Annotated in this window: 12 protein-coding genes; 6 read left to right on the plus strand and 6 right to left on the minus strand. The window is 38.2% G+C overall.

The genetic code is table 11. The annotated features are described in order from the left end of the window. Nucleotides 1-167: 167 nt before the first annotated feature. The 3 genes from CWB66_RS03555 to CWB66_RS03565 all read left to right on the plus strand — a co-directional run bounded on the left by CWB66_RS03555 (nt 168) and on the right by CWB66_RS03565 (nt 2,823). Nucleotides 168-305, plus strand: coding sequence for a DUF2256 domain-containing protein (locus CWB66_RS03555; protein WP_077538670.1), 138 nt, complete (start codon nt 168-170; stop codon nt 303-305). Nucleotides 306-599: 294 nt separating this feature from the next. Continuing rightward, nucleotides 600-1,748, plus strand: coding sequence for a N(5)-(carboxyethyl)ornithine synthase (locus CWB66_RS03560; protein WP_138584360.1), 1,149 nt, complete (start codon nt 600-602; stop codon nt 1,746-1,748). A 277-nt stretch (nt 1,749-2,025) separates the two neighbouring features. Continuing rightward, nucleotides 2,026-2,823 (plus strand): EAL domain-containing protein, encoded by a 798-nt coding sequence (locus CWB66_RS03565; RefSeq protein WP_138584361.1) that lies wholly within the window; start codon nt 2,026-2,028, stop codon nt 2,821-2,823. 18 nt (nt 2,824-2,841) lie between these two features. Here CWB66_RS03565 and CWB66_RS03570 read toward each other — a convergent pair whose 3' ends face one another. Beyond that, nucleotides 2,842-4,329, minus strand: a complete 1,488-nt coding sequence (locus tag CWB66_RS03570) for a dipeptidase (RefSeq protein ID WP_138584362.1) — start codon at nt 4,327-4,329, stop codon at nt 2,842-2,844. Between the two features lie 136 nt (nt 4,330-4,465). On the opposite strand from CWB66_RS03570, the gene CWB66_RS03575 reads away from it, so the two are divergent. Beyond that, nucleotides 4,466-4,672 carry a DUF2986 domain-containing protein gene (locus CWB66_RS03575; RefSeq protein WP_171037456.1) on the plus strand — a complete coding sequence of 69 codons (207 nt, stop codon included), beginning with the start codon at nt 4,466-4,468 and terminating at the stop codon, nt 4,670-4,672. 28 nt (nt 4,673-4,700) lie between these two features. Here the strand turns inward: CWB66_RS03575 and CWB66_RS03580 are convergent, their stop codons facing one another. The 4 genes from CWB66_RS03580 to CWB66_RS03595 all read right to left on the minus strand — a co-directional run bounded on the left by CWB66_RS03580 (nt 4,701) and on the right by CWB66_RS03595 (nt 10,739). After that, a complete protein-coding gene (locus CWB66_RS03580; protein WP_138584363.1) occupies nt 4,701-6,839 on the minus strand; it encodes a TonB-dependent receptor in 2,139 nt (712 codons plus the stop codon). Nucleotides 6,840-6,971: 132 nt separating this feature from the next. Further along, entirely contained in the window at nt 6,972-8,270 is a 1,299-nt protein-coding gene (locus CWB66_RS03585; protein ID WP_138584364.1) for a methyl-accepting chemotaxis protein, read from the minus strand. 569 nt (nt 8,271-8,839) lie between these two features. Then, the gene (locus tag CWB66_RS03590) at nt 8,840-9,886 is read right to left on the minus strand and encodes an NAD(P)-dependent alcohol dehydrogenase (RefSeq protein WP_138584365.1); all 1,047 of its coding nucleotides are present in this window, start codon (nt 9,884-9,886) and stop codon (nt 8,840-8,842) included. A 139-nt stretch (nt 9,887-10,025) separates the two neighbouring features. Continuing rightward, the gene (locus CWB66_RS03595) at nt 10,026-10,739 is read right to left on the minus strand and encodes a DUF1499 domain-containing protein (RefSeq protein ID WP_138584366.1); all 714 of its coding nucleotides are present in this window, start codon (nt 10,737-10,739) and stop codon (nt 10,026-10,028) included. 278 nt (nt 10,740-11,017) lie between these two features. Here CWB66_RS03595 and CWB66_RS03600 point away from each other — a divergent pair, with 278 nt between their 5' ends. After that, nucleotides 11,018-11,233 carry a hypothetical protein gene (locus CWB66_RS03600; protein ID WP_077538684.1) on the plus strand — a complete coding sequence of 72 codons (216 nt, stop codon included), beginning with the start codon at nt 11,018-11,020 and terminating at the stop codon, nt 11,231-11,233. Nucleotides 11,234-11,263: 30 nt separating this feature from the next. After that, nucleotides 11,264-12,091, plus strand: a complete 828-nt coding sequence (locus CWB66_RS03605; protein WP_138584367.1) for an alpha/beta hydrolase — start codon at nt 11,264-11,266, stop codon at nt 12,089-12,091. A gap of 42 nt (nt 12,092-12,133) precedes the next feature. Here CWB66_RS03605 and CWB66_RS03610 read toward each other — a convergent pair whose 3' ends face one another. Then, entirely contained in the window at nt 12,134-12,598 is a 465-nt protein-coding gene (locus CWB66_RS03610) for a nuclear transport factor 2 family protein (protein ID WP_138584368.1), read from the minus strand. Between the last annotated feature and the right edge of the window lie 214 nt (nt 12,599-12,812).

Below are 12,812 nucleotides of genomic sequence, written 5' to 3' on the forward strand. Positions count from 1 at the left end.
ACCAAAGGGCAGCGCATGTTTGGAATTTATGCTGCGTTATCAACTATTTATGGGGAATAACCACACTACATAGGCTCTGCCTTGCCTAAAAACCAAACAGTCCGCTGCAAAATCAATCACGAAAGGTCAACACGCCCTAGTAAAAGTAACAAAGAAGATTCATAAATATGGTGCATAAAAAAATTAATCTACCGAAAAAAATTTGCCCTGTGTGCAACAAGCCCTTTGCATGGCGTAAAAAATGGCAACGCGATTGGGAAAACGTTATTTATTGCTCAGAGCGCTGCAAACGTAATAATAAATAGGCGATATAAAATCAATTTATCGATAATAATTTTAACCTAAGTAAGCACCGTGCATTGCTGTTATAGTAGCTGCTTACAATTACCTACTTTCAACTTGTAATTCGATATAAGTTAACTTTCTGATCCATCACTGCTTAAAATTCATCGCTCTAATTTAGCGACTTAAAATAACACCCTTTACCAAGCACTATTTTTACAGCCAAGGCATTCGCGCGCCTGTAAAAAAATACCAGTTTGTTTGCGAAGTAGCATTATTCGTTTATGAACTCAGCATACTTTGAACAAGGATATAGCATGAGTGAATTAACCATCGGCGTAATTGGAACGTCACGTAAAACAGACGAAAGACGATACCCTATTCATCCAGAACATTTAATTCGCATACCAGAAGCACTCAGAAAAAAAATGATTTTTGAGCAAGGCTACGGGAATGCATTTAATGTAAGCGATAAAGAAATTGCAGCTCTGAGCGGTGGGATAGCATCGCGCAGTGAAATACTCACTGAAATAGGCACTGCTATTATTGCAAAACCAGTCCTTGCTGACTTACAAGAACTCAAAGAAGGTGGCACAATTTGGGGATACGCTCATTGCGTACAACAACAAGAAATCACCCAAGCCGCACTAGATAGAAAGCTCACATTAATTGCCTTTGAAGATATGTTCGTATGGTCGCCTCAAGGTAATGTAGGTCGCCATACTTTTTATAAAAACAATGAAATGGCAGGCTATTGTGCCGTATTGCATGCTCTACAACTAAAGGGGATTGATGGCCATTATGGTAATCAACGCAAGACTATTATTTTTAGTTTTGGAGCCGTTAGCCGTGGTGCTATTTATGCCCTTAAAGCCCATGGTTTTAGGGATATTACAATTTGCATACAACGCCCAGATCATGAAGTACGCGAAGAAGTACTCGATTGTCATTACGTTAAAGTACGTCCAGGAAACGAAGGCGAAGCCCGTATGGTGGTAGTTGAACACGACGGAACACCGCGCCCCCTCACTGAACTCATTAGCGAAGCTGACATTATTGTAAATGGCACCTACCAAGAAACTGCCAATCCGGTTAATTTTTTAATTGAGTCTGAAGCCCAGTGTTTAAAACCTAATAGCCTAATTATTGATGTAAGTTGTGATGAGGGTATGGGGTTCTTTTTTGCAAAGCCAACCACGTTTAAAAATCCGATGTTTAACTATAAAACCATAGATTATTATGCAGTTGATCATACCCCTAGCTATTTATGGGAAAGTGCAACGCGCTCGATCTCTGGTGCACTTATCGTTTATTTACCCACTATAATTGCAGGTGCAGAACAATGGCAAAAAGACGATACTATTCGTCGTGCTATTAATATTGAACAAGGAATAATTAAAAACACCGCTATTTTATCATTTCAAAACCGTGAAAAAAATTACCCATATAATTTAATAACATCATAGGGCTACAAGTAAAAATTCAAAGCCAAGAAAAATAGCTTGGCTTTAAGTTTACTATAAATGATAGTGATGTAGTCATGCTCTCTCCTTAGCCATATAGCGCTATTATAAATTTAATAGGCAGACAAGGACCAGCTAACTGTCATTAAATCCTATGACGTTAGCCACCATACATTATTTAAATCGTTATTAACTACCATAAAAACCAATACCCTATTCGTTTGTGTTAGGTTCTAATATCAACTAACCTAAAATAAATAAACATAAGAGGCTGAGCTAAATGAATGAAAAATCAAAATATTGTGAAAAAGCCACATGCAGTAACTGTGCTGATACAAAAAAGCTCAAGTTTGATTTTTCAATGGCTTTTCAACCAATCATTAACTGTCAAACTAGTCTTATTTTTGGTTATGAGGCCCTCGTTAGAGGATTAAAAGGCGAATCTGCCTACTCTATAATTTCTAAAGTAAACGAAGATAACCGCTATGCGTTTGATCAACTGTGCCGTATTAAAGCCATTGAGCTTGCCGCAAAATTGGGGGTAACGTCTATGTTGAGTATTAACTTTTTACCAAACGCTATTTATAAACCCGAGCGATGCATACGCACCACCTTAGAAGCGGCTAAAAAATATAACTTTCCTATAAAAAACATCATGTTTGAATTTACCGAAGTAGAAAAAATTGCAGACACCGCGCACATAAAACGCGTTGTTGATTACTACCAATCACTTGGCTTTAAAACGGCAACCGATGATTTTGGCGCAGGTTACTCTGGATTAAACCTACTGGCTGACTTTCAAACAGATATTATTAAATTAGATATGGCGCTTATACGCAATATTAACAACGACAAAAAACGCCAATTTATAGTCACCCATTGCTTAAATATGTTTCGCGATTTGAACATAACAGCACTTGCCGAAGGAATAGAAACAGTAGAAGAATACACATGGCTAAAACACGCAGGTGTTGAGCTTATGCAAGGCTATTTGTTTGCAAAACCAAGCTTTGAAAGCCTACCTGATGTGAACTTTGAAGACATAGGTACTGATAAACACTCAGCACCTATCATTTAAATCGCAGTACTGGTTAAATTACATATTACCTAGCTCTATCATCATCGCTGTATACATACGTAAGTTAAGCTCTAGTTGCTCAAGGGTAATAAATTCATGTTCTGAGTGGCCCGTGTAACGTTTACCAGGCATAGAAGGGCCAAACGATACTGCATTATCAAACAGTTTGGCATTAGTGCCGCCGCCAATTGATACAAAATCAGCTTTTTCATCGCCTGTAAAATGCTTAAATATATCAAGCAGTTTTTGTGCATGCGGCGCGCTATCTAGCAGCATAGGTGTACCAATAGTCGTTTCTATATTTGCAAGCGTGATGCTATTAGCCGCTTGCCAATTAGCAAGAGCATCATCAATCTGTTTTTGTAATACGGCTTCATCTTTACCCATCGGGCGACGTGCGTTCACAGCGAGTGTTAGCGCATTGCCATTGCGCTCAATAACAGTAGGAGCTACAGTCATTGGGCCCATAAAGTCATGCATATAGGCTATATCGCCAAATTGCTTACCGTGAAGATCTAAACCAATTAACTGGTTAACAAAGTCGATTAGCTCCCCATCGCTGTTATTTTCAAGCTCGATACCTTTAAATAATTCGGCTAGGTAAGCAATGGCATTTATACCAGACTCGGGCTCTGATGAATGCGCCGACATCCCTTTAACGATTATTGCTAAGCCATCATTTTGCTTAGTAAAGTTAAACTCAACTTTATTTAATGTTTTGGCTTTTGCTTTAAATTTATTAATAAGTGCAGTATCTGCATTATGAAGTACTAAGCTTGCGTCTTCTGGAATTTGGCTTCTAAACGCACCACCCGTTACGTTACTTACATATAAACCCGTTTGTGGTGATGTTGCATTAAAAGTAGGTGCAATTAAGCTCCAGCCTTTCTCGGCAACCACTACAGGGTATGATGCATCAATCGTTACTGCATATTTTGGTTGCTCATACGTTTTCATAAATTCAGTAAGCGGGCCCCAATCAGACTCCTCTGCTAGATAAATCATTAACTCAATACGGTTATTAAGCGGTATGCCTTTGTCTTTAATTGCTTTCATTGCGTAGAGCGCTGTCGCTATTGCGCCTTTATCATCTTCGGTACCACGGCCAACAAGTTTGCCATGCTCTGATGTATCAATAATAAATGGGCTTTGTTTCCATTTACTCGCATTAGCGGGTTGTACATCGCCATGCGTTACTACGGTTACTTTTTCGCTTTGCTCACCCATACCAATTAATACTGTGTACCCTAAATCTTGGTAGTCAAAGCCAAGCTCTGCGGCTTTCATTTTTAAAAGAGCTTTAAAGCCAATAAAATCGGGATTTTGAGGAGCAGTAATGTCGCTTTTATTAACGGTTGGAAAAGCCACTAAGTTAGTTAGTGTGTGTATTTGAGCATTTTGGTAGGTATTTACTGCGTAATCGGCAACGCTATCAATATTTTTATTTAACTGCGCATGAGCGCCAAATGCAAATAAGGCAATACTGGCTAAAGCTAACTTTTTCAAAACAATTCCCATTTAATTAATAACTAAGAGCGGCAACTATAACGCTTGGAAGAGTTTACATATAGCACTTTGCGGTAAACGCACAAGTTACCTGAGTTAATATTTATATAGCGGCTTTTATGTGGATGGCTGTATAATGCGCGACTTAAAATTAACAAGGCATTTAATTGTGAACCGTCGTAAAAAAATCGTCACTAAATTTCAAAAAAAAGACAAGCGTACTAACGCAAAGCTACACAAAAGCAACAAACCTGCTTATGTGTCAAAAGCCGAACGAGAAAAGCTTGAGCAGCAAGATAATACTGCGCAAATAATTGATGAAAATAGCCAAGAGCAGGAATAACCTGCCCTTGTTAATTAGTATAATGCAATTAAAATACGTAGCTTACGCCCATATTAAATGAACGCCCCTGCCCTGCGAGTTGCTCAAAACGATTACTACTTCCTTGTTTAAGCTGAGCAATACTCACTCCGCCAAGCGGTAATTGATAGTATTCATCAAATAAGTTTGTAACTTCTGCGCTGAGCGTTAAATTTCCCCACGATACTTTTGAATTCAAATTTACTAAACTGTAACTGCTTGTTTGATTCTCAAAGCGGTTATTATCTATACGTGTTTTAGTATCAACCCATTGCCACGATAATGTATTTTCAAAGCGCCCTAGTTGCTGGTTAATAGCAAACTCGGTTTGCAGTGGTTTTATTTGATAAAGCGGTTGGTTAGTATCGTCGCGATTGCCTCTGGTATTGGTAACTTTCGCTTTTAATTGCCAGTTACCTAACTGCTTAGATTTATAAATGTTAGCGGTTAAGTCTAATTTAACGCCATATAAAGTGGCATCTACATTGGTAAATTTGAGCACATTACGCGTAGTGTCCTCTAAGCCAAAGCGATTGAAGGACCTAATAATATCAGCGTCAATATAATCTGTAATATCGGTATACCAAACATTAGCACTAATACGCCAGTCATCTTCTTTTGCCGATTTAATATACGTAGAATTAAATGTATGCGCCGTTTCAACAGCTAAGTCAGGATCGCCAATATAACCATTTGCATCACCGTACCAACCAATCATAGTGGTTGCCATGTTGCTTACCCCCCAACTGTATCGCTCGTACAAATTGGGCGCTCTATTTTTACGAGCAAGACCAAACTGAAGCTCATCATTATTTGTTATTTGATAATTAAGCAATAAGCTAACATCAACGACCGTATCTGTTTTAGCTCTATCACTGGCATTAAACTCAATGGCTGCAGTGGCATTATTTGGCTGCATAGGCATTGAGTTCATTGTGCCCATATTCATCATAGGCATGCCATTGTTGTATCCCTGCACTTCATCTGCATTTGTGCTTATATTTTCAATTCGTACACCGGTGTTTAGCCACCATTGTTTGTTTAACTGACTCCCGTATTCAGCAAATACAGCAATACGCTCGCGTTTGCCATTATTTATATTTACGTACTCGTTTGGCCCCATCATCATTGACCCTTCAACAGCTGGCCACCAATCATCAATACTGTAATGATAATATTCTTGACCGAGAAAAATACTGCTATTTTGATCAAGCGCGATACGCCACTTTAGCTGCGAGCTTATATCTTGGGCATCGGTTTTCATTGGCATCATGCCTGTTTTTTCTGCACTGAAAAACCCCATTTCGTGCTTTACGCTGTGCCAATTTAACTGTGCCTCAAGCTCACTGTTTTCAAAAGAGCGTTTATATTGAGCTATAGCACCGTAACTGATGTTATCGGTCATATCCATATACTGATTTGGAAATCCCTGATACGGGATTTTTTGATGACTTAGCTTAAGTACAAACTGTTGTTTTTCATCACGTATTGCCGCAGTTAAATTGTGGTTTTGTGCGCGATATAATGTATCGAACACCAAATCGCCATTACCATCGTCGTAGCTTTTCGCGTCACTAAAAGCACCTTGATAATTAAAGCTAACAGTATCACTGGCAACACGCGCTCCCATACCCAATTTACGGCCATTACCTAGACTGTTGTACTGCGCCGACACATAACCTGAATGCCAACTAAGGCCGTTATTTTCGTTATACTGCATAGAAATAGAATTTACGCTTATTACACCTGCAATATTATCGCCACCAGCACTCACTGGCGATATGCCCGCAACAACATTGTAAGCGGTAATTTGATTTGCAGAAATATAAGAAAGGGGTGGATTCATATGGTTAGCACACGCAGCGGTTACATCAGCGCCATCAACACGCACTTTTATTCTATCGCCCATTAAACCGTTCAAAATGGGCAAATTTGACACTCCACCTGCCGCTGAAAAATCCACACCTAAATCACTTAATAGTGATTCTGACGAGCCAAGCGCTAAGTGTTTATTTTGCACATGACCATGTACTTCAATTACTTCCAATGACGTGTCGTCGGCAAATACTGTGGGTGATAACACACCGCTAATTAGAAATGCGAGAGGGGTTAGTAAATATGTTTTTTTAATTTTGCTTTTATAAACCATTTAAATTTATGCCATTGTAATAATTGGCATTATTATAGTACGTCCGGTTAAAGTAAAAGCGCGACAAATTGTCGCACTTTATCAGTTTAGAATGCTGCTAGGTGTATTTAATCGAAAAGGTCATATAATAAATTAAGCATTTAACTTAGCGACTGTTTGGGAAACAATATCAGCTCCGCGTTCAATCTCTTTAATGACCTCAGATACATTAGCAATAAGCTCTCTTCCTTGTTTTGATGAGTCTGAAACTGACGTTATTTGCTTTGATATATCATTAGTTAACTCTTGGTTATTTTTCACAACCGTTGCTATTTCATTAGTAGAACGACTCGTACTGGCTGCAAGTTGCCTTACTTCATCTGCTACAACCGCAAAACCTCGACCGTATTCACCAGCACGTGCAGCTTCTATAGCAGCATTAAGTGCCAATAAATTAGTTTGATCAGCAATGCTACTAATTGTAGAAACAATAGAGCCTATTACAGCAGATTGCTCATTAAGGTCCTTTATTAAATCTACCGATTTAAGTACTTGGCTTACAATTGCGTCGGAGTTTGCTATGGAACTTTGCAGTATTTCAGATCCTTTTTTAGCTGTTTCTACTGTAGAAACAGCTGATTCGTGTGCGATTGCAGCGGCTTCAGTCACCGCACTATTGTTTTTAATTCGATCGGTAATATTTGATGCAAACTTAATGATTTTAGTTACATTACCGGTACTATCTAATATTGGATTGTAAGTAGCCTCTAGCCAAATTTCTGAACCGTCTGCGGCAATGCGTTTAAACTTTCCAGACTTAAATTGCCCTTGCGCTAGTTCATTCCAAAAGCGTGGATTTTTCTCATAAAACACTTTAGTACAAAACATTTTATGATGCTTACCTACAATATCTTTTAAGCTGTAGCCAATCGTTGTTAGAAAATTTTGATTCGCTTTTAAAATATTACCTTCAGGCGTGAATTCGATTGTGGCTAAAGCTTTATCAAGTGCATTAGCGATGGCTTCTTGTGCCTTTCGTTGTATATAAGTTGCGGTAATATCAGAGGCTATTTTAATAACTTTGGTGATTACGCCGCGCTCCTCTACAGGAAAGTAAGTTGCTTCAAGCCAAAGCTTGTCGCCATTAGCTTTGTACCTCAAAAACGATCCTGCTTTAGACTTTCCTGCTTTTAAAGCTTGCCAAAACTGGCTGTATTCGCTTGACTTTGCGTATTCAGGTTCACAAAACATGCGATGATGCTTACCAATTATTTTTTCTTTGCTATATCCTATCGTTGTTAAAAACAATTGATTTGCGTCTAAAATTATTCCTTCTGGTGTAAACTCAATATAGGCCACATGCTTGTTAATTGCAGACAAGATAGACTCTTTTTGAATTAATTGAAGTTCCATTTCTTCAATTTTTGCGTTCTTTTTAGAAATACCAAACATGAAAGAGCCTTAATAAAATGAATAGTAATACTAACCAAATGTTAATATACACAGTGCTCTAAATATAGGTTAAAAAAAACCATTAGACTACTATTTTGAGTTATGGTAGCAGCTACCTTAAAGTCTACTTATGCATTAAAAGCTTTATAAATCATATTATTATAATTAATATTCAAATAAAATTTTTATACTTTAAAACACCTTTAAAACTCGTCGGTGTACTCACTATTTTCAGAATGAGCTTTAAAGTTTATTTATGACATATGATGTAAAATCAAATGTTCTAGTAAAAACGGCTGCTCTACTAAGCATTGTAATTATTAACTTTGGCTGTGTAACTTTAACTACGTCTATTCATATCTAGTATCACCAATCCTATTGAGTTGATGGAATTACAACAACGTAATACGCTTCATCTGACATGTCTGTCGTGGCAGCTATATTCTTTTTTAATATTTTAGGTACGTGCTTTCTAAGCTTCTTGGAATGAGATAAAGACGATAGCAGGAGTCGGTTAAAAATTTCTGTAAAAAAACCGCTAAGTAGCGGTTTTTCTACTAACTTATGAATTAAGCACTTAACGACGCCATATCAATGACAAAACGGTATCGAACGTCTGACTTTTCCATCCGTTCGTACGCGGTGTTAATTTCATCAATGTTGATCATTTCACACTCAGGGAGTACGTTATTCTCGCCACAGAAATCGAGCATTTGCTGCGTTTCTGCTATACCGCCAATCAACGATCCTGCAATTCGGCGACGTCCCATTAATAGGGGGACCGTATTTACTTCATCCACGGGACCCACTTGGCCAACGATAACTAGAGTACCATCAACATCAAGTAGCGATGTATAAATAGACAAGTCATGCTTTACGGGCACGGTATCGATAATAATGTCAAAAGCAGATTGCGCCGCTTTCATTTCATCGTCATTTGATGATACTAAGTAATGGTCTGCACCTAATTTCACTGCGTCTTCTTTTTTAGACTCACTACGACCAACAACCGTAACCGTTGCCCCCATAGCAACTGCATTTTTAACAGCCATATGACCAAGTCCACCCAGACCTACAACAGCAACTCGACTACCTTTTTTTACACCCCATTTATGAAGTGGAGAGTACGTTGTAATACCTGCGCACAGTAGCGGTGCAACGCGTGAAAGATCTAGATTTTGTGGTACCGAAAGTACAAACTCTTCCCGTACGACCACGTGTTTTGAGTAACCGCCTTGAGTCATGTCGCCATTGACTCTGTCTTTACCTGCATAAGTACCTACCATGCCCTCTCGGCAAAACTGCTCTTCGTCGTTATCACACTGATCGCAGCTTTTACACGAATCAACCATACAACCAACAGCAACCGTGTCGCCTTGCTTATATTTTTTTACGTCGTTACCTACCGACAACACTTTGCCTACAATTTCATGTCCAGGAACTAACGGATAATCACTGCCACCCCAATCATTTCGAACGGCGTGTAAGTCTGAATGGCATACGCCACAGTATAAAATTTCAATTTCTATATCGTTATTTCGTAAATCGCGGCGTTCAAAAGAAAACTCTGTGAGTTCAGAACCTTGGCTTTTTGCTGCATATCCTACTGTTTTCATAATAACTCCATAGTTGTTAAAAATTTAAATCATCAACAGTATGCTACACCCGCTGTGAATTGAAACTGACAATACAAAAAATAGACACAAAAAAGCCCGAACATTGTTCGGGCTTTTTATTACTTTGACTAAAAATGCGCTACTTCGTTAGCTCTGCATTTATCTCGTTAATTAGTGTATGAATACGCTGTGCATTTTTCCCCAGATCACTTCGCCCTACACGCGACTTACTACGAATATCAACAAAACGTTGACTACCTTCATCATTGATCCGCACAACCACATCGTCTTTAAAACCAAACCATGTTGTTGTATCTGTTGCCTCTACAAGCCCTGAGCTAGCATCAACATTAACAAGCTCCCAACCTAAATTTTTAACCGCTTGCTCTGTAGCTACGATTAAATCAGCTTTCGATTGAACAAGGTTTAATGTAACTAGCTCAGGGTAAGCTTTACGTTGTTGATTTGCGGTTTCCTCACCGGCATAAGCCACTGGGTTTGGTGCATCAGCACGAAGTGGTACAATAGCAACAAACTTAGGCGGATTAACTAAGTCGGTAGAAATATCATGTATTGGCGGTACGCTTTTAGCTGTGTTCATCATATTTAAAGGCATAGCAATGGCAATCGCCGAAAATACAACCGCAATCGCTGTACTACCAAATGTTACTGTTTTACGCATAAATATAACTTGTAGTAAAAGCAGCGCAAGCGCAGCGCCACCGGCATAAACAGCAAACCGAAAACCTGCAAATGCAGTTCCTAGTTCTACAATACCAAACTTATATAAAGGGCCTGGTAGTACAACCAATAAAAAGGCGATTAAGCTCACCAAACTCACTAATATTTTCATCAAATTGCTCCGCTACTGTGTGATTGTTATTTTTAAACAGTTTAATACTGTTAATAAATACTTTTAGATTACTATTAGCGACTAATTACACAAAAAAGTCCAATGTTGTGTGATCAAAATGATATAAGTTTGAAAAACACCTACAAGTTAAAAGTGCGCCACATAGTGACTAAACTGCAAAGCTTACAATTTAGCCCTTTATTTTTACCATTGAAACTTGACTATCTCTATAAAATGCACACACTGCGGGGGTAAAAATAGTCAGAGCTTTATTATTTATGAAAACAGAAATTAGCTATCGTTTTGAATCATCACAAATTGCTAACCGATTTGTGCATGTGCTAAAAAATTGGTCAGTAAACGAGGTAAAAACTCGCTTATTTAATGGTGGGGATAGCGTTAAAGTAACTTATAAGTCTGATGAAGGCGGATTTGATTACACTTCAGCTGAGCTTGACGACTTAGCAGAAAAACACGGCGGAAAAGAAGTCTAAACTTTAACAATAACAACTAAAGGCAGCCCTATGAAAAATAAAACTCTAAGTTTATTTGCAATAATATGTTTAACCATTAGCGCTTTTAGCTACGCAGAAAAGGTTAAAATTGAGCCTTTTAGCATTGGCGAAACCCTGACACTTAATTCAACAACACTTAGCCAGCAACGCATTATAAACGTTTACCTGCCAAATAGTTACCAACAGAATACAGAAAAACATTACCCCGTTATTTACTTGCTTGATGGCTCAAAAGATGAAGACTTTATCCATATTGCAGGGCTTGTACAATTTGCCTCTTTTTCGTCGATAAATCACATGCCTGAAAGCATTGTTGTGGGTATTGCGAATATAGATCGTAAACACGACTTAACGTCAGCAAGTAGTCACCCGCTTGATATAAAAGATTTACCAACGCATGGCGGCTCAAAAAAGTTTATCCATTTTATAAACGATGAACTACGCCCGCTAATTAATAAAACATACCGCACAAACTCAACGAGTACTTTAATTGGTCAGTCGCTCGGCGGGCTATTTGCCACCGATATTTTATTTAATCATACAGCTATGTTTAATCATTACGTAATAATTAGTCCAAGCTTATGGTGGGCCGATAATGAGTTACTAAACGGCCCTTTTGAACCAAAAACTTTTCCACAATCGGTTTATATTGGCGTTGGTAAAGAAGGCGAACTAATGGAAGGTCTAGCAAGACAATTACACAAAAAAATAGCGCCTATTCTTAACAAAAAAAGCCAAGTGCAATTTAAATATTTTGAAAACCTAGATTATACCGAAACTCTACACTTAGCTGTTTACGATGCCTTTAAAAAAGTCAATTACCACCAAAAAAAGTAATTATCAAAAATATTAGTACCATGAATAAATGCTTAAAAGTATTTATTCATGGTACTTGCGGATCATCGCCACTTTACCGTTTTCAATTTCGATTACGTCCAGCATTGTGGAGGTATACTCAATTGGCTGCTTATTTTGCGGGTGAATACCTTTTACATCGTTTTTATAACGAATCGCAAAGCCTGTATCGTTAAACACAAATGTATTAAGCAGTGTGCTTTCATAAAACGTATGTGCACCTAGGTAAAAACTCATGCCTTTGCGCATTTGTTCTTTGCCATCGGGAGTACGCGAATCATCAGGCTGATACGGGATATGCTGATTGCCAATGTCATCAGTTAACAATGCAAGGTAAGTCTCGAGCTCTTTAGTACCTGCGTTAGGCGCTTGTGTGGCGGTCATTGTTTTATAGTACTGCTGCGCAAACGCGTTTAAGTCGAGCTCTTTTTCAGCATGTGCTGAAAAGCTAACAGCTAAACCCAAACCTAACGTTAAAAGTAGTCTCATGACTTATTCCCTGTAACTAATACCAATCCGCAATAATACTTAATCAATTTGAAGGATTAAATCTGACGCGAATTGGTATAAAAAATTGAATCGGTTATAAATACACTATCTTAACCTGAACTCTGGTTAAGAGATTTACTAACATATTGAACCATAATGATATTTAAATTTATTTTTCTCTAGCTAGAGATTCTCAGTGAAAACAAGGCGAATT

It is taken from the genome of Pseudoalteromonas sp. S558, from assembly GCF_005886635.1.
GTDB classification, from domain to species: Bacteria; Pseudomonadota; Gammaproteobacteria; order Enterobacterales; family Alteromonadaceae; genus Pseudoalteromonas; species Pseudoalteromonas aliena.